This window comes from Paraburkholderia sp. (assembly GCF_050742655.1).
GTDB lineage: Bacteria > Pseudomonadota > Gammaproteobacteria > Burkholderiales > Burkholderiaceae > Paraburkholderia.
In genome coordinates this window covers 501528-520111 of the sequence record NZ_JBOIGG010000002.1, presented here as the reverse complement: position 1 = coordinate 520111, position 18584 = coordinate 501528, and the positions used below count along the sequence as shown (strand labels likewise).

Here is an 18584-nt window from a genome sequence, read left to right as displayed (position 1 = left end):
CGTCGTTAGGGCAGCACTGACGCGGCGACGATCTGCCGCGCGACTTCGGCGAGCTTCATGCCGCGGTCCATCGCGAGCTTGCGCAGCGCCGCGTACGCGGCCGGTTCGGTCAGTTTCTGGCGATCCATCAGCAGACGTTTCGCGCGGTCGATCACCTTGCGTTCCGCGAGTTCGCCCTCGGCCTGCGCGAGCCGTCTGCGCAACTGCGCTTCCTGCGCGAAACGCGCGAGCGCGACTTCGAGAATCGGCGCGAGCCGTTCGGTCGCGAGTCCTTCGACGAGATACGCGGTGACGCCCGCGTTCACCGCGTCGCGGATCAGCTGCTGGTTCGCGTCGTTGCTGAACATCAGCACCGGGCGCGGTGCGGTTTCGTTCATCACGGCAAGCTGTTCGAGCGTGTCTCGCGACGGCGATTCGGTATCGATGATGATCACGTCGGGCCGCTCGCTTTCCACTGTGCGATGCAGTGCCTGCGGTGTCGCGGTGCCGGCGAGCATGTCGTAGCCGAGCCGCGCGAGCGTGTCGCGCAGATCGCCTATCGGCTTGTCGGTATCGGTGACGAGAAGAACACGCAGCATCGGATGCGGGGCGCTCGGCGACGAGGTCAATGGGCTACGGCTGTGCTTTCGCATAGCCGTCGAAGTTCGGGGACGCACGAGCCGCAGACGGTGCCGCAGCCGAGCGTCGCCTTGAGATCGGCGACGTTCGCGCCGCGCGCGATTGCCGCGACGATCTGCGTCTCGCCGATCTGCTTGCAACTGCAGATGGTACGTTCTCGCTTGACGCTTTCGCCACGCACCGTGGAAAAAACCGTAAAACGCGGGCCGGCCCATGGCGTGCGTTCGCGCAGATCGGCGAGCAGTGCATCGGCGCGTGTCGTATCGCCTGCGAGCACGAAGCCGTCGATGGTGTTGTCGCGCCAGACCACGCGTTTGTCAAGGCCGCGTCGCGTGTCGCGGTATTCGAGCGTGTCGTTGCCGGGTGCGAGATCGAGCGCCGCATAGACCCGTTCGAGCCAGCCCGCGGGCGCCGCGCGATCGGCGGCGCGCAGCACGATCACGTCGTCGGCTTCGATTGTCAGCGCCGCGTATGCACATTCGGCCAGCAGCGGTTGCAGCGCCGACTGCATCGCGAGCGCTTCGCCGCGCCGCGCGGCGACCGCGCGCCACGGCAGATCGACCGCTTCGACGCGCACGGCCGCGTGTTTCAGTTCGGGTTGCGACGAGTGCGGATCGACGGCGCCGATAGTCGTTTCGTTGATGCCGCCGCTCGCGAGGAACTGCGCGTTCCAGTGCATCGATGCGTACACGGTGCCCGACTGCAGATCGTCGGACAGCTGCAGCGGCAGGATCAGTTCGCCGCGGCGGCTCGCGACGCGCACGAGATCGCCGTCGCGCAACCCGCGCCGTGCCGCATCGCCGCGCGGCATGTCGAGCGCGGGCGCCGGTGCGTGTGCGAACAGCTTCGCGATGCGTCCGGTGCGGCTCATCCCGTGCCACTGGTCGCGTAGTCGTCCGGTTAGCAGACGGAACGGATAGCGCGGGTTGATCGGATCGGCGACCGACAGATAGCGGACCGCATGAAAGCGCGCGCGGCCGTCTGCGGTCGCGAATACGAAGTCGGTATAGCGGCGCGCGAGGCCGGTTTCGTGGCCCTGCGGAAACGGCCATTGCTGCGGACCGTGCGCATCGAGCGTCGCGTAACCGAGACCACCGATGTCGAGATCGCGGCCCTTCGTCAGTTCGCGATGCTCGTCGAACACCGCCTCCGGTGATGCATGCGCGAACATCGCGGTCGGAATGCCGAAACGCCGCTCGATCCGCTGTGCGACCTGCGCGGCGATCCACCAGTCTGGCCGTGCATCGCCGGCGGGTGACACTGCGGCGCGCACGCGCGAGATGCGGCGCTCGGAATTCGTCACGGTGCCGGATTTCTCGCCCCACGTCGCGGCAGGCAGCACGACGTCGGCGTAGGGCACCGTGTCGGTCTGCATGAATGCTTCCTGCACGACGACGAATTCGGCGGCGTCGAGCGCCTCGCGCACGCGGGCGATATCGGGCATCGAGTGGACCGGGTTCGTGCACGCGATCCACACAGCTTTGACCTTGCCGCTGTGTAGCGCGTCGAAGAGCGCGACGGCCGGCAGACCGGGCCGGTCCGACAGCGTGCGGATGCCCGTCAGGCCCCACAGCTTTTCGATTTCCGCGTGATGCTCGGGGTTGCCGATGTCGCGATGGGCGGCGAGCATCGTCGCCATGCCGCCCACTTCGCGGCCGCCCATCGCGTTCGGCTGGCCGGTCAGCGAGAACGGGCCTGCGCCGGGCCGGCCGATCTGGCGCGTCGCGAGATGCAGGTTGATCAGCGCGAGGTTCTTGTCGGTGCCGTGGCTCGACTGGTTGAGGCCCATGCAGTACAGCGACAGCGCGGCGTCGCTCGTGCCGAACCAGACGGCTGCCTGCATCAGATCGCGCTCGGCGATCCCGCACAGTTCCGCCGCGGCGCGCGGCGTGAACTCGCGCACGAGCGCCTTCAAGGCATCGAAGCCGACCGTGTGCCCGTCGATAAACGCGCGGTCGACGAGCCCTTCCCAGATCAGGTGATGCAGCATGCCGTTGAATAGCGCGACGTCGGTGCCCGGCTGGATCGCGAGATGCAGGTCGGCCATCGCGGCGGTATCGGTGCGGCGCGGATCGACGACGATCCAGCGCACGTCGGGGTTCGCGGCTTTCGCTTCTTCGAGGCGCCGGTACAGCACCGGATGCGCCCACGCCGTGTTGCTGCCCGCGAACAGCACGGTCTGCGCGTGTTCGAGATCGTCGTAGCAGGTGGGCGGCCCGTCGGCGCCGAGCGCCATCTTGTACGCGCTCACCGCGCTCGACATGCACAGCCGCGAGTTGGTGTCGATGTTGTTGGTGCCGATCAATCCCTTCGCGAGCTTGTTGAAGACGTAATAGTCTTCGGTGAGCAGTTGGCCGGACACGTAGAACGCTACCGCATCCGGGCCGTGCTGCTCGACGATCTGTGCGAACCGTTCGGCGACCGTATGGAGCGCGGTATCCCACGTGACTGGTACGCGCGGTGCATCGCGCTGCGTGCGCAGTTCGGGTTGCAACGCGCGGCCCGTGTCGCTTTGCGCGGTCGCGGCGAGCGCCAGGCCCTTGCTGCACAGCTTGCCGAAATTCGCCGGATGCTCGGGGTCGCCGGTTACGCCGATGATGCGCCCATGCTCCGCCTCGATCAGCACACCGCAACCGACGCCGCAGTAGCAGCAGGTGGAACGAGTCACGGTCTTCATCGCGTCGCCGCCGGGCCGCGTCACGCGGACGTCAGGTCGACGAACACCGAGCCGTCCGCGTCGACCCGCACGGGGAAGCGGCGCGCGCAGCCTTCGTCGGGCGCTTTCGCCGTGCCCGACGCGAGATCGATATTCCACGCATGCAGCGGACAGGTCACGCTGTCGCCGTGCACGATGCCTTGCGACAGTGCTCCGCCTTTGTGCGGGCAACGGTCGAGCAGCGCGAACACCGTGTCCCGCGCGGTGCGGAACAGCGCGACGTTGCCGCCGTCGCGCTCCAGCACACGGCTGCCGAGCGACGGGATGTCGTCTACCGTACAGACGCGGGTCCACGACAGCGTGTCCGGGGGAGAGGCCAGGTCCATGTCGGCGTTCTTCATGCGACGACCTTCAGCGGAATGTATTCGCGTTGCTGCGCACCGGCGATGCGTGCTTCCCACGGATCGGGCAGTCCTTCGAGCGAGTACAGCAGACGTTCGTAGAGGGCCTGGCGGTTCGACACGTCGTCGACCACTTTCCGCTTCACGTAGTCGAGTCCGACGCGCGCGATGTAATGCACGGTGCGGTCGAGGTAATACGCTTCCTCGCGATAGAGCTGCAGGAACGCGCCGGTGTACTCCTTCACTTCGTCGGACGTCTTCACCTTGACGAGAAACTGCGCGACTTCCGTCTTGATGCCGCCGTTGCCGCCGACGTACAGTTCCCAGCCGCTGTCCACCGCGATCACGCCGACGTCCTTGATGCCCCCCTCCGCGCAGTTGCGTGGGCAGCCGGACACCGCGAGCTTCACTTTGTGCGGCGACCACATGTTCGCGAGCATCGTTTCCAGATCGATGCCCATCTGCGTGCTGTTCTGCGTGCCGAAGCGGCAGAACTCGCTCCCCACGCAGGTCTTCACCGTGCGGATCGATTTGCCGTACGCGTGGCCCGACTTCATGCCGAGGTCTTTCCACACGTTCGGCAAGTCTTCCTTCTTTACGCCGAGCAGGTCGATGCGCTGACCGCCGGTTACCTTGACCATCGGCACGTGGTACTTGTCCGCGACGTCCGCGATACGACGCAGTTCGGCCGCGGTCGTCACGCCGCCCTTCATCTGCGGAATCACGGAGAACGTGTTGTCCTTCTGGATGTTCGCGTGCACGCGCTCGTTGACGAAGCGGCTCTGCGGATCGTCGACGGCCTCGCGCGGCCACGTCGACAGCAGGTAGTAGTTGATTGCCGGACGGCAGGTCGCGCAGCCGTTCGGCGTGCGCCATTCGAGAAAATCGTAGACCGCGCGGTGCGTGAGCAGCCGGTGCTCGCGGATTGCCTTGCGCACTTCGCTGTGATTGCGGTCGGTGCAGCCGCAGATTGCTTTGGTCTTCGGCGTTTCCTGGAAGTTCGAGCCGACCGTGCTCATCAGAATCTGTTCGACGAGGCCCGTGCACGAGCCGCACGAACTCGACGCCTTGGTGTGCTTCTTCACGTCGTCCAGCGTGAAGAGTCCTTTTTCGGTGATCGCCTTGACGATGGTGCCTTTGCACACGCCGTTGCAACCGCACACTTCGTCGCTGTCGGCCATCGCGGCGGCACGGCTCTGGCCTTGCACGCCCGCATCGCCGACACTCGATTCGCCGAACATGATGTGATCGCGCAACTCGCCGAGCTTGCGTCCCTCGCGCAGCAGCTTGAAGTACCACGCACCGTCGGCGGTGTCGCCGTACAGGCACGCGCCGACCAGTTGATCGTCCTTGATCACGAGCTTCTTGTAGACGCCGCCCGCGGGATCGGACAGCACGATTTCCTCGGTGTTGTCGCCGCCGTTGAAGTCGCCGGCGGAGAATAGATCGATGCCGGTCACCTTCAGTTTGGTCGACAGCACGGAGCCCTTGTAGCTGCCGATGCCCATCAGCGCGAGGTGGTTCGCGCAAACCTTGGCCTGTTCGAACAGCGGCGCGACGAGGCCGTACGCGATGCCGCGATGGCTCACGCATTCGCCGACCGCGTAGATCCGCGGATCGTAGGTTTGCAGCGCGTCGCTGACGACGATGCCGCGATTGCAGTAGAGACCCGCCGATTCGGCGAGCGCGGTATTCGGACGGATGCCGGCGGCCATCACGACGAGATCGGCGGGGATGCGCGTGCCGTCCTTGAACTGCACGTCGCATACGGCGCCGGCTTCGTTGCCTTCGATCGCGGCGGTCTGCGTGCCGAGCAGGAAGTCGAGCCCGCGTGCTTCGAGCGAGCGCTGCAACAGCTTGCCTGCGGCTTCGTCGAGCTGGCGTTCGAGCAGCGTGTCCGCGAGATGCACGACGGTGACGTTCATGCCGCGCAGCTTCAGACCGTTCGCCGCTTCGAGACCGAGCAGGCCACCACCGATCACGACCGCTTGCTGCTTCACGGTCGCGGCGTCGATCATCGATTGTGTGTCGTGGATGTCGCGATAGGTGATTACGCCATCGAGCGTGTTGCCGGGCACCGGCAGGATGAACGGCGTCGAGCCGGTCGCGATCAGCAGACGATCATACGGCGCCTCCGTGCCGTCGCTCGCGACGACGATGCGGCGCACACGGTCGATCCGCTCGACGGTCTTGCTGACATGCAGCCGGATGCCGTGCTCTTCGTACCACGCAAGCGGATTGAGGACGATGTCGGCGAAGGTCTGTTCGCCGGCGAGAACCGGCGACAGCAGGATGCGGTTGTAGTTCGGGTGCGGCTCGGCGCCGAAGACGGTGATGTCGTAGTGGCCCGGGGCGATCGTCAGCAGCTCTTCGAGCGTGCGGATGCCTGCCATGCCGTTGCCGATGACGACGAGTCGGGGAGAGTTCATTGATGATCCGTCGCTGGGTCGCATGCTGCCTCGCGGGAGGACGGATGCGACGCACGTCGAACGTCATTGCCCGACTAAAGCAGCCGATCGCCGCAGTGCGTTGCGCGATCAGGCCAGGTTCATGCGCTCCCGCATCGTTGCTGGGAAGCGCATGGCTTTAAGCAACGTGTGTGCCATCGATGTTCTTGCGCGGTAAAGAGGGAGAAAGGGTGGAGAATGGCCGCTCGCGGCGGCGCATGACGCACCGCCGCAGTGCGGCTATGGGGCGAGGTGCACTGATGTGGCGCGGCGGCGGAGACAAACGTGAGGGCGCCGCCGCGCGTGGGGAAGAATGTCGTTTACTGGCTGGCCGTCGGTGCACTGATGCCGTCGATGTCAGGCGCCCAGCCCGACGGGTTCGAGAAGATCAGCGCATTCGTGCTGCCGGACTTGAACGTGCCGGTGACGGGGAGCGTCGAGATGGTGTTCCAGCCACCGGTCGGCGGGAACGCGATCGTGACGGGCGTCGATCCGTTGAAGCTGATGTCCGCGGAGCGCGGCGACGAGTCGCCGTTCGCGTAGCCGATCTGCACGGTGTAGGTACCGTCCGCGGACACGGCGATGTCGTTCATCGTCAGCGTGCCGCCGTTGCCGATGTAGCCGACGTCCGCGCCACCCGAACACGCGCTGCACGACGCGATGCGCGCGCCGCCCGCGAGGACGCTGGTCGATGCCTCGGCTTCGTAGGCAGCCTTGAACGGCGGCAGACGAAGCGGCCCCGGAACGACCGCGAGCGACGCGATTTCCGGCGTGGGCGCGGTGCTGTCCGCGCTCGACAGCGTCAGCGAGTTCTGTCCCGACTGCTGCAGCGCCACGTACACCGTGACGGTCGCGACGCTGCCGTCACGGCCGGTCGGCGGGAAGGCGACGGTGGTCGGCTCGCCGCCGTTCGTCACGAGTTGCGCGGTCAGCGTTTCGCGTGTGCGGTTCGCGTACGCGATCTCGACGAAGCCGCCGGCGGTGGTCGACGTGACGTTGCCGAACGTTACCGTGCCGAGGCCCCGGACGATCTTGCCGCCGGTGCATTCCGGGCAGCGCGTGTACGATGCGCCGCCGCCGAGCGACGTGGGTGGGTAGGTTGTCGATGCGACGTCCGTCCCGCTCACCGTGAGCAGCACCACGCCGCCCGCGGGGACCGTGGGCGCGGTATAGGACGTGGCGAACGAACCGAGGTTCTTGCCGGCCCACACGTCGCGCACCGCGGCGCGCGTATTCGGCGCGAAGCCGAGCTGCTGCCAGTTGACTGTCATCGGCGCATCGGTCGCGCCGTTGTTGAACAGCGCAACGGCGCGCTGGCCGCTTCCCGCGAGCAGCTTCGCCCATACCTGCTGCGCGCCGGACTGCGCGACCATCAAACCTTGCGTGCCGAGCGGATCCTGGTCGACCGCGATGACCTCGGGGTTGATCATCAATTGCGTCGTGTCGGCGCTGATCGGCTTCGACAGATCGTCGCCGAGGATCAGCGGTGCACCGGCGATCGCCCACAGGCTCATGTGCGCCAGATCGTGAACCTGCGTCATGCCCATGCCGGCGACCATCATGTCGGGGTCGTTGTAGTAGCCGGTGTGCTGTCCTTCCGGATGGTAGTTGCCAAGGAAGTTGCCGACCACACTGCCGAAGTTCGGCGCGCCGCTGTTGGGTCCGTAGATGTCGCCCGTCGTTCTCCACATTCTGCCGACGCCCGCGCCCCAGTCCCACGGTCCTTCGTTGTAGTCGGGATACGTGCTGTCGCTGCCGATGGTGCCCCAGTCGCAGATGCTGAACGTGATGCGCTGGCCGGTCTGCACGTAGGCCTTGTCGATCGCATCGGCGATGGCCACGTAGGCCTGCTGCGGATCGTAGCCGGCCGCGCGGCCGCCGCAGAAGTCGACCTTCACGAAGTCGAAGCCCCATTGCGCGAACTGCAGGAAGTCGTGATCGTAGTGCGCGAAATCGCTGCCGACGAAGTGCGTGCCGTTGGTTCGCGTGCCGCAGCCCTGCGGACCGGCATCGATATAGATACCGGCTTTGAGGCCTTTGCTGTGGATGTATTGCGCGATGGCCGCCATGCCGCCGGGCCATTGCGTGTTGTCGATGATGAAGTTGCCGTTGGCGTCTCTCGTGCCGGACGTCCACCAGCCTTCATCGGTGTTCACATACTGGTACTTCGCGCCGGACTTGATCTGCGCGTTCAGCGCGACCATGCCGTCGGTTACTCCCTTGATCGTGTTGTAATTCACGTTCTCCGCGAGACTGTTCCACGACGACCATCCCATCGGCGGCGGCACGACGGCGATCTGCCGGTAGCCGGGCCGGTTCTGCCGCGCATCGGACTGGTTGCTGGCAGCAGATGCGGATGCTGCCGTATTCGCTTCGCTCTTTAACGATGCGGCGGCGCTGCTGCCACCCGGCGCGTCACCGCCGCAACCCGACAAACCCAGCGACACACTTACAGCCACGCCGGTTATCAGCGCGACCGCACAGCGTTTGACCATGAGCAGGTTCATGTCTGTCTCCTCGTTGAACTTCTGGCTCTGCAGAAAAGCAAGTCGAGTTTCGGAGGTGACTATATTCAGCATGACGACGGGATTCCAGATTTTTTTGGCTATCCCAGCAGGTGGGAATACTTACCGGAAAAGAAAGAAGATTAATGTGGTGAATTGCATTTTTTGGGATGCGTATTGGCTCGATGTCATTTGAATGTCGCAATCGCACACGGTGCGATATTGAGATGAATGACTTTGCAGGGATTCTCGCTAGATCATGCAGTTTGAGTTTTGTTGAGAATTGGGGCGCCGTTGTGAAACGGCACGAGTCTCCGGAGAGCCCCAGCCTGTCTTGCTTTTACGAGCATGTCCATACAAACCCTGATTGATCTGGGCGAGTGCAGTTACTAAGTTGAGAGAGATTAAGTGGAAGCGCTTCCATTCGTGCATTGCAGCAATATTTTCATCTTGAACAGTATGTTGCGATGCGATGTGGAATTAAAGGACTCGGCAAGATCGGGTAGCGTACTTGCAAGATATTTCAATTGATTTTCTTTGTTATTTCCGATTTGCCGATGGAGGTCATCGTATTGGCCGGATTGAGATCGGCGTATCGATGGTAGCGATGCGATTTTTCCAGACTTTCGCCCGCGTCAGGGCTCACGCAGTGAACCAGGCATGAACAACGGAGGAGTGACATGACATTGCGTTATCCGTTATGCATAGGGATGCTAATCGTTGCCGGTGCGGTTACTGGTTGTGGCGGCGACTCGGGCGGGACCGGTTCGGCCGCGCAGTTCTCGGCCAACGCGGCGGCGGTGGCGGCAGCGGCTTCGTCGGCCTCATCGGCTTCGTCTGCTTCTTCGTCCACATCGAGCGACGCGGACTTCAAGGCATCCGCGAAGACGTCAGTGTCGTCGATATTCGCGAGCCTGCGTGCCAGCGCGCTGCTGGCGCTGCTCACGCAGAGCGAGAAGCTTCAACTCATTCACTCCGAGTATCAGATGAGCCAGGTGCCCCTCGGCGGGGGCGGTTATATCCAGGGCGTTCCGCGGCTCGGCATTCCCGATCTGAACATGGTCGATTCGTCGACGGGCGGAGGTAGTCCGTCGCAGCCCAGCACGACGTTCCCGGCGACGATCGCGATCGCCGCAAGCTGGGACCCGAGGCTGTCGTACGACTATGGCGCGCAGATCGCCACGCAGATCCGCGCACAGGGCTTTTCGATGGGGTTAGGCGGAGGCACGAATCTGATGCGCGAACCCCGCGGCGGGCGCTCGTTCGAGTACCTCGGCGAAGACCCGCTGCTCGCCGGCGAACTGCTCGCCGCGCGGACCGACGGCACGCAAAGCCGCAAGGTGATCGCGACGATCAAGCACTTTGCGGGCAACGAGCAGGAAACCGGCCGCGGCGGCGGCAACAGCCAGATCGACGAACGGACTTTGCGCGAACTCTATCTGCGGCCGTTCGAGATCGCGGTGAAGGAGGCCGATCCTGGCAGCGTGATGTGCGGCTACAACAAGCTGAACGATTTCTACACGTGTGAAAACGTGCACCTGCTCTCCGACGTGTTGAAGAACGACTGGCACTTCAAGGGGCAGGTGCAGTCCGACTGGGGCGCGACGCACAGCACGGCGAACGCGATCAACGCCGGCCTCGACGAAGAAGAGAACGTCGGGCCGACGATGTATCTGACGCCCGGGCCTGTCACGCAGGCGCTGCAAAGCCACGCGATCACCCAGGCGCGCCTCGATGACATGGTGCGCCGCAAGCTCTACACGATGATCCGTCTCGGCGTGATGGACGATCCCGCGAAACCCGGCACCGTGAATTTCGACGAAGCGAATGCGTTCGCGCAGGCCGCCGAGGAACGCAGCATCGTGCTGCTGAAGAACAGTCAGGGGCAGCTTCCGCTCGCCGCCGCGAATCTGAAGAACATCGCGGTGATCGGCGGGCATGCGGACGCGGGGATACTTGCGGGCGGCGGGTCGGGCAATACGCGCGACCCGGTGACCGGTGCGTTCGCGGGATGCGGCGGGCTGACGTTTCCGACGGGCACGGGTTGCCACTGGTGGCCCAACCCGTGGCTGAAGGTGAACACGACGATCGTGCAGGCGATCCAGCAACTCGCCCCGGCCGCGAAGGTCACGTACGCGGGGAACAACGATCAGAACAATCCGTTCGTCGCCTACACGCAGGATCAGATCGATGCGGCGGTGGCGCTGGCGAGCCAGTCGGATGTCGCGATCGTCGTCGTCGCGCAGCCGGCCGGCGAGGATTTCGCGGACCTCGCCAGCCTGAATCTGGCGAACCCGTCGAACCAGAATGATCTGGTCAGTGCGGTGGCCGCGGTCAACCCGCATACGATCGTCGTCGTCGAGGCCGGCAACCCGGTGCTGATGCCGTGGATCGACAACGTCGCCGCGGTGGTTGATGCGTGGTACCCGGGGCAGGCTGGTGCACCAGCGATCGCGAACGTGCTGTTCGGCATGGTCAATCCGTCGGGGCGGTTGCCGGTGACGTTCCCGGTCCGCGACCAGGATAGCCCGACGTGGGGGCAAAACGGGACCTTCGCGACGAATCCGGTCTACAGCGAAAAGCTGAAGATCGGCTACCGCTGGTATGACAGCGAGAACATCAAGCCGTTGTTCGAGTTCGGCTACGGTCTGTCGTACACGCATTTCACGTACTCGCGTCTGTCGGTGCGCAATACGCCCTGGCACGATCTGATCGTCAGCTTCACGGTGAAGAACGATGGGCAGGTGGCCGGTACCGACGTGCCGCAGGTGTACCTCGGCATCAAGGACCCGGCCGAACCGCCGAAGCGGCTCGGCGGATGGAGCCGGTTGACGCTGCAGCCCGGCGAATCGCGGACCGTTAGCGTGACCGTATCGGCCACCGATCAAAGCATCTGGGACCTCGCGAACAACCGGTGGAAGTATGTGCCGGGTAGCTCGGTGTATGTGGGTGCGTCGTCGCGCGATATCCGGTTGTCGAAGAGCTAGATCGCGTGACCGCCATCCTGCGAGGCGAGGCGACGTGATGAGCGGGTGATGTGATGGAGCCCCGGGGACGGCGACGCTGCCCCCGGGGCTCTTGCGGCGACTACGCTACTGCGTCGAGAAAACAGAAATGCCGCCGTTCGGGAACGCACCCGAGCCTGCCTGGAACGGCACGTACACCTGTCCGAGCGAACTGTCGATTGCGACCGAGTGCGCGCCGGTGCCCACCGCGACCATGAAGAGCAGCTTCCGTGTCGATCCGTCGACGACGCCCATCTGCGGATTGAATCCCGAAGCGGCCGCGGTGCCGCCGGTCACGTAGTGTCGTGCCGGCAGGAAATAGCGGTTGGACGTGGGATCGTACGCGACCTGGTCTGTGCCGCCGAACGGAATGGTGGACTGAATGGCGCCGCTCGTGCGATCCAGGATCAGCGTGATGAGCGGATTGCCGGCCGGCGGATCGCACCCGATGAGCACGTCGTTGTTCGGTCCCAGCGCGATGCCCGCGGGCGCGCATGTGCCGAGCGGGAACGTCTTGCTGACTGTCGGTGTGCCGGCCGCCGCGGAGCTGGCGGTGATCACGTCGAGTTCGCCGTCGGGGTTCGCGGCGGTTCCGTCGTTGTTGATCAGGAAGTTCTTTGACGCGGAATCGTAGACGCATGCTTCGAGGCCCGACGAGCCGTTGAACGTGAGCTTCGCCACCGGCGCCTGCGTGACGGTCGAGATGAGCGTGACGAACGGAGGCGAGTCGCCGGGGCTCGCGAACATCACGAGATGGTCGTCGGGGTCGTAGCAACCTTCATCGACGCGCGAGCCCGAATTGCTGATGGCGATCGTGTTGACCGTCTTCTGCGCGTTCGTGTCGATGACCTTGACCGAGTCGACATCGCCGACGTAGATCGTGTGCGTGCCCGTGATGCCGACGATGCCGTCGGGTCCGGACTCGTTCGTCGTCGCGCCGGCACCGGTGAACGGTCCGGGAATCTGCGCGATCAGCGTATTCGATTTCGTGTTCACGACGTCCACGGTCTTGTTGTTGCGGTCGGCAAGAAAGTATTGGCCCGCTTCGGTGTAGCCGATGTCGAAGCTGAACGCGGGGCTCGACGCATTGGGTACGGCGATGTTGGTCACCAGCTTCGGCGGGGTTGGCGTGCTGCTGACGTTGTTGCCCCCTCCGCAGCCTGCCATGACGGCCGCGGTCAGCAGCAACACGGTCAATGATCGGGTTTGCATCGAACTGTCTCCTTTGGTTCTGACAACGGACCATCGATCGGGGGATCAATGGCTGTGCGGAAACAATGCGGGTGCGCCGAAAGATCGAAAAATAAATCTTATTTATCGTTGGCATTTATCTCCCGCTATATGTGTAATTGATTTGAAAAATAATCCTGGTCGATAAAGCGGTGGAATGTAATATTTCTTCGCGCGCGATGTCCGTTATCGACCGAAGTGGCGAGGAATGGTAGGAGCCTTGACGCGATGCGGTACAGGCGCAGAAGCAGGCTTTCTTGTAGGGACTGACATGCTGGAAATAAAAATGCGATAAATGTTGCGCCGTGTCATTGGAAATGGAATGCGATTTATTCCGCAATAGGAATAGCCACGGTATTTATGTGTAAAGGTAAATTAACTTTTAGAAAGGTGACCGGCGCTGCCGGCTACGCTTCGCGCGTCGTAGCAGGATTTGTCTTCGATGAATATTGCTATCACACTGCGACACTGCCGCACTGTGCGTGAACCACGGACAGTGGCCGCGACGCTCCCCTCGTCGATGGGTCCAGGGTTGATTTCGCCGGGCAACTATGATTTTATATAGCCACCTATGTTTTTTTTGAAGGATGAACTCGATGAAAGCGAAACGGCACGTCGCCATCGTTGGCGGAGGGCCGGGCGGTCTCACGCTGGCTCGTCTTCTCGATCTGCACGGCGTCGGCGTCGTCGTATTCGAGCGCGAAGCACATCCGCTGGAACGGCCGCAAGGCGGAACACTGGATCTTCACGAGGACTCGGGCATCGCGGCGCTGGAGCGCGCGGGCCTTCAGCAGGCGTTCTATTCGATTGCGCGCTACGAGGACCAGGGCACGCGCCTGCTCGACAAGGCGGGGCGCGTGCTGTTCGAACAGGCGGATGCGTCTGCGGGCGATCGTCCGGAAGTCGACCGTACCGCGCTTCGCGCGATATTGCTGGCGTCGCTGCCGGCCGGCGTCGTTCGCTGGGGTAGTGCGGTGAGCGACGTATCGCCCGCGGACGACAACCGCTGGCATGTCGTGACCGAGCGGGGCGCCGAAGGTCCGTTCGACCTCGTGGTCGGTGCGGACGGCGCGTGGTCGCGCGTGCGTCCATTGCTGTCGCCGTACAAGCCTCAATACAGCGGCCTCGTGTTCATTGAATTCGGTATCGACGATATCGACGAACGGCATCCCGCGCTGTCGCTACTGGTCGGGCGCGGCAAGATGAGCGTGGAGGCCGACGGAAAATGCCTCATCGCGCAACGCAACGGCAACGCCCATGTGCGCGTGTATGCGATCTTTCGCGTGCCTGTCGACTGGGCTGCAAAGCGTTTCGACTTCGCGTCGCCGGCCGCGGTTCGCGAAGAACTCATCCGCGAATTCGAGGGCTTCGACGAAGGGATTCTCGATCTTTTCCGCGCCGGTAACGACTGCTTCGCCGTGCGCCCAATCCACGCGTTGCCCGTGGGGCACTGCTGGCAACATCGGGCGGGTCTTACGCTGATCGGCGACGCGGCGCACGTGATGTCGCCGTTCGGTGGCGACGGTGTGAACAACGCGATGTTCGATGCATCCGAACTCGCGCGCTTGCTCGTCGGGAACGATGACTGGAGCGCCGCCGTGACGGAGTACGAAACGCAGATGTTCGCGCGGATCGTCGAGTCGGCGGAAGGTGCCGCGGAAGGCGCTGCCACGTTTCTGTCGCACGACGGCGAAGCGTTGACACTCGAACTGTATCGAAGCCATCAGGCCGAGCTGATTCCGACGTGACGCGGCGATATTGCGGCAGGTTTCCCAAAGAATGGGAGCGCCGGTAGGGGTTCGGCATCCCGAAGCGTTGGCCGTGAAGCCCGTTTAGCGAACGGTTCGGAAAAAATCTGGTTTGGCATGCTGGCGAATATTCGCATCACGCGTTATTGCTTCGCGCTGGTTTATTGATCGACCGTGGAAAAAATGAAAATGGGCCATGTCGCTCAATTTCTTATCCAAGGTGGAATCATGACCAACGTCTCCCGTCCAGCCTCGAGTCACGGCGTTCAGCCCAACCCGGCGCAGCTTCCCGAAGCAGACCATTCCGACTCGGAGAGTGGCGGCTCCGTTTATACGATGGCGCGCCAGTCGGTCGAAGGATTGCGGCCCCGCAGTACCGGTTCGTCGCCGGCGCGAAGTTCTGTCCCGGCGCAGAGCGGCTCGACGGATTCCGACGCGCCTCTTTCGACCACCGGTTTGACCCTGCCGGTCAGAACGCGCACGTCGCTGCCGCTGACCCCGCCCCGGCAGCAGTCACGACCTGCCAGCGTCGCGTCGCAGCCGCAATTGACGCCGCCGAGGCAGCCCGCATCCGGACGCGCCGGTTCGCATTCCGCCTCCAGCAGCGTGTCGAACGACAGTTTCAAGGACGCGGTCCAGTCGCTGTCAGAACTGACGTTGACCGCGCGCGACGAAAACGGTGTCGAGCAGACCACGCAGGTTCATGTGCTTGGAGTCGACGACGCCCAGTTGGACGAAGTCGATCAGATCGAGGAGCAGGTGGAACAGGTGGTCGACGAAATCGTGCGGAACGGCGATACGAACTCGCCCGCGAGAACGCATTCGCCCGATCGCGATCAGGTCGAGGAGCCGGTGGAACAACAGCCGGTCGACGAAATCGTGCGGAACAGCGGCACGCACTCGCCCGTGAGAACGCATACGCCCGATCGCGCGTCGCGTGACCCGTCGCAGATCGAGCGTCCGGCATCGCCCGGGCTCACGCACGCGGAAGTACTCCAGCAGCATCGCGAAGTCAATGACATCGCGCATCTGAAACGGGCGTTGCCGGACGATCTGCGTGGCGGCGTGCACTACATCCTGCGGCCGTTGCGCTCGCATTTCGCGAACGATACGGTGTTCAACGCGTTCGTCGATAACCAGCGCGACATCCTCCAGGAAGAGGGCATCACGGGGAAGGCAGAGCTCCTCCAGCTTGCACGCACGGTGATGTGCCGCGACAACCTGATGCGGCTGGGTAATGGAACCGTCGGCGGTGCGCATTTCAACCTGCCGGACCTCCCGTTCACCTACGGGCCGCTGTCCCTGGAACTGACGACCGCCACGCCGGCGGGTACCAGAGCGCTACAGGGCGCGTTAGGCGGCCTCGTCGCCGGCGCGTCGGACGCAATCTCGACACCAGCCAAGGAGGCGACGTTCAAGGACGCCTACTACAAGCGTCCCGCGGCAGAGCATCTGCCGGAGAATTTGCGCAACCTCAATGCACAAGGCCTCGGCGATGCAATCAAGGAAACCAATATCTCGTGGGTCGGCGCTTTCGGCGCTTCCTACGCGACGCGCATGGCCGTGTCGGCCGCGACGACCTATACGGTCGGCGTCGACGCGGCGGCGAACATCGAGGCGGCTATTGCTCCGGTGACAAACATCGCCGCGGGTATCGGCGCGACCTTCATCCAGCACAAGCTGGACGAGCGTCAAGGCCGCACGGGTCTGCCGCTCTTCTTTGCACGGCAAAATCTGCGCGAGTGTGTCCGCGCGTCGAAGCAGTCCACGCTCGCCTACGCGGGTGAGGCGGCGATGGGTACGGTCAATCACGTGAAGAACGTCGTGACGAAGTTCCCCGAAGGTGTCGTACGTGCCACGACCGACGCCGGGCTCATCGCGTCGTCGGTGTCTCTCACAGCCGGTCTGTCTGTGCCGTTCACGGTTAGCGGTGCCGTCGCGCAGGCCTTCGCCGACAAGCCGAAGGTCGGGCATATGGTGTCGTCGATCACGAAGTACGTCGCACTCGAAGGCGCATGGGCCGGGTGGTCGACGGCCTATGCGGCGGGCGCGCACTGGCAGGCGAACCGCGGCGCGTGATGCCGGCAGTCGACGCGCCGGGGAGGGCGCGTCGGCCGGCGCGTGGTTCCTGTACGTCCTTATACAATAGGCGCCTATGCAATAACGACAGGCGGCTCGCCGCCGGGCCTCGAATTCATGGGTAAAAGAAATCTCCCCCTCAATCCGATGCCGTTGATCGGGCTGATCAATCGCGGGTTCACGCGCATCTTCGACAAGCGCCTGCGCGCGCTGGGATTTGCTGTCGCGCATACGCCTGTGCTGTACGCGCTCAAGGGCGGCCGGGCATTGCCCCAGTCCGAACTGGCCCGGCTCGCGCGCGTCGAGCAGCCCACGATGGCGCAGTTGCTGAGCCGTATGGAGCGCGACGGGATCATCGATCGCGTGCCGGCTCCCGACGACAAACGCAGCCGGCTCATTTCGCTGACGCCCGACGCCGCGAAGCGGCTGTCGCGGGTTCGCGCGGTCTTGATGGCGGGCAGCGAGGCGGCGCTCGCGGGCCTCAGTGCCGATGAAATCACGCAACTGACCGGGATGCTGCAGAAGATCAGCGCGAACCTGGACAGGATCGCGCAGGAAGAAGGCGAGTCGTAGCCATCTGGAGATCGCGGTGCCTCGTCAACTCCACGACGATTGAACTACCGCGAACGCTTCGCGCCGCACGCCGTAATTTCGTATTGGGCGACATCCATCCGACGGGCACGTCGTACATTCGAACCGCAATCGCTTCCGGCGAACGCCATCAGCCGACCGAACGACGTCTGGATGCTTCGAGAACGGAAGCGCAAGGCGGGTAGCGTAAAGCGAAGTACGTCGACATCTTCTATTTGCGGACGAGGACGATCATGACAGGCATCACTCTTCAAGGCGGCTACCCGGTCACGTCATTCGAGCCGATGACCGGCACCAGCTCGACAGGCGGTCTGAGCCAGCAGGATATCCTGCAGTTCATTCAGGAGTTGCTCGCGATGCTGCAGAACGCGATGCCGGGGCAGGCCGGGGACGATTCTTCGTCCACGCCGCCGGTCGGCGGGACGGGTGGCGCGGGCGGGTCTGGTTTTTCGCCAACCGCCTTCAATGCGGCGCCACCAGCGACCAACCCGGCGCCACCAGCGACCAATACGGCCCCACCAGTGGCCAATCCGGCCCCGCAGCCCACGCCGGTCAATCCGGCGAGCGGAGTATCAGGTGCGTCCGGCACATCGGGTACCGGCGCAACCGGCCTGTCGAACAACGCCGGCGGCGTGCCGCAGGCGGCCGCGATCGACGGCGTCAGTCCCGCGTCGACGCAGACGATCAATACCGGTACCGGCAGCGACAAGACGTTCAACTTCACCAACGATACGAACCGCACCCAGTCGTTCACCTACTCCGTGCAGGGTGCGAACAAGGCGACCATGACGCTTGCGCCGGGCCAGACCGGCACGTTCACCGCGGGCTCGGGCGACATCGGCGTGCGGATCTCGCCGTCGGATGCAAACGGCAACACGCATCCGAACGAGGTGCTGTACGAGGACGGCGGCGCCGACAATGGCCAGACGACCGGCGCCGGCAATCCCGACATCAGCAAGGTGGACGGCAACAAGGATTTCGGTGGCAACGCCGAGAACATGACCGTCACGCTGTCCGATGGACGCATGGCAGGCGACGGCGATGCGATCCGCGCGTACATGAACCCGACCGACGACGCAGCCGCGATGGGACTGGCCGGCGACCCGAGCAAGACCGTCAACATCACGATGTCCGACGCGACGTAAAGTCGCGCGCTCCCTGTCGCGGACCGGTTCCCTGTCGCCGCGACTACAATGCGCTGAATCGCAGCCGCCGACCCGTGCACGCCTGAAGCGTGCACGGCGCACAGGACCGAGAGAGACCGTCCGGGAATAAAAACCACAGGCGGACAGTCTGCTCTGTGTC

The 18584-nt window shown here is 64.1% G+C and carries 12 protein-coding genes; 5 read left to right on the top strand and 7 right to left on the bottom strand.

The window, feature by feature from the left end; genetic code table 11:
• Nucleotides 1–5: 5 nt before the first annotated feature.
• From ACREXZ_RS04910 to ACREXZ_RS04890, 5 genes are all read right to left on the bottom strand, one after another.
• Complete coding sequence (locus ACREXZ_RS04910) at nt 6–578, bottom strand: ANTAR domain-containing response regulator (protein ID WP_431762907.1); 573 nt, start codon at nt 576–578, stop codon at nt 6–8.
• A 26-nt stretch (nt 579–604) separates the two neighbouring features.
• Entirely contained in the window at nt 605–3295 is a 2691-nt protein-coding gene (locus ACREXZ_RS04905) for a molybdopterin-dependent oxidoreductase (RefSeq protein WP_431762906.1), read from the bottom strand.
• 20 nt (nt 3296–3315) lie between these two features.
• Complete coding sequence (gene nirD, locus ACREXZ_RS04900) at nt 3316–3675, bottom strand: nitrite reductase small subunit NirD (protein ID WP_431762905.1); 360 nt, start codon at nt 3673–3675, stop codon at nt 3316–3318.
• A complete protein-coding gene (nirB, locus tag ACREXZ_RS04895; RefSeq protein ID WP_431762904.1) occupies nt 3672–6104 on the bottom strand; it encodes a nitrite reductase large subunit NirB in 2433 nt (810 codons plus the stop codon). The genes nirD and nirB overlap by 4 nt, the downstream gene beginning before the upstream one ends.
• Nucleotides 6105–6442: 338 nt before the next feature.
• Entirely contained in the window at nt 6443–8629 is a 2187-nt protein-coding gene (locus ACREXZ_RS04890) for a carbohydrate-binding protein (protein WP_431762903.1), read from the bottom strand.
• Nucleotides 8630–9306: 677 nt separating this feature from the next.
• Between ACREXZ_RS04890 and ACREXZ_RS04885 the strand changes: the two genes are divergently transcribed.
• Nucleotides 9307–11613 (top strand): beta-glucosidase, encoded by a 2307-nt coding sequence (locus ACREXZ_RS04885; RefSeq protein ID WP_431762902.1) that lies wholly within the window; start codon nt 9307–9309, stop codon nt 11611–11613.
• Nucleotides 11614–11718: 105 nt separating this feature from the next.
• Here ACREXZ_RS04885 and ACREXZ_RS04880 read toward each other — a convergent pair whose 3' ends face one another.
• Complete coding sequence (locus ACREXZ_RS04880) at nt 11719–12843, bottom strand: hypothetical protein (RefSeq protein ID WP_431762901.1); 1125 nt, start codon at nt 12841–12843, stop codon at nt 11719–11721.
• Nucleotides 12844–13457: 614 nt separating this feature from the next.
• Here ACREXZ_RS04880 and ACREXZ_RS04875 point away from each other — a divergent pair.
• On the top strand, nt 13458–14609 hold the full coding sequence (locus ACREXZ_RS04875) for an FAD-dependent oxidoreductase (protein WP_431762900.1): 1152 nt from the start codon (nt 13458–13460) through the stop codon (nt 14607–14609).
• 329 nt (nt 14610–14938) lie between these two features.
• On the opposite strand, the gene ACREXZ_RS04870 is transcribed toward ACREXZ_RS04875, so the two are convergent.
• On the bottom strand, nt 14939–15235 hold the full coding sequence (locus tag ACREXZ_RS04870) for a hypothetical protein (RefSeq protein ID WP_431762899.1): 297 nt from the start codon (nt 15233–15235) through the stop codon (nt 14939–14941).
• Here ACREXZ_RS04870 and ACREXZ_RS04865 point away from each other — a divergent pair.
• The 3 genes from ACREXZ_RS04865 to ACREXZ_RS04855 all read left to right on the top strand — a co-directional run bounded on the left by ACREXZ_RS04865 (nt 15216) and on the right by ACREXZ_RS04855 (nt 18424).
• Nucleotides 15216–16688 carry a hypothetical protein gene (locus tag ACREXZ_RS04865; protein WP_431762898.1) on the top strand — a complete coding sequence of 491 codons (1473 nt, stop codon included), beginning with the start codon at nt 15216–15218 and terminating at the stop codon, nt 16686–16688. The genes ACREXZ_RS04870 and ACREXZ_RS04865 overlap by 20 nt on opposite strands.
• A 117-nt stretch (nt 16689–16805) precedes the next feature.
• A complete protein-coding gene (locus ACREXZ_RS04860) occupies nt 16806–17261 on the top strand; it encodes a MarR family winged helix-turn-helix transcriptional regulator (RefSeq protein ID WP_431762897.1) in 456 nt (151 codons plus the stop codon).
• A 251-nt stretch (nt 17262–17512) separates the two neighbouring features.
• On the top strand, nt 17513–18424 hold the full coding sequence (locus tag ACREXZ_RS04855; protein WP_431762896.1) for a hypothetical protein: 912 nt from the start codon (nt 17513–17515) through the stop codon (nt 18422–18424).
• Nucleotides 18425–18584 lie beyond the last annotated feature (160 nt).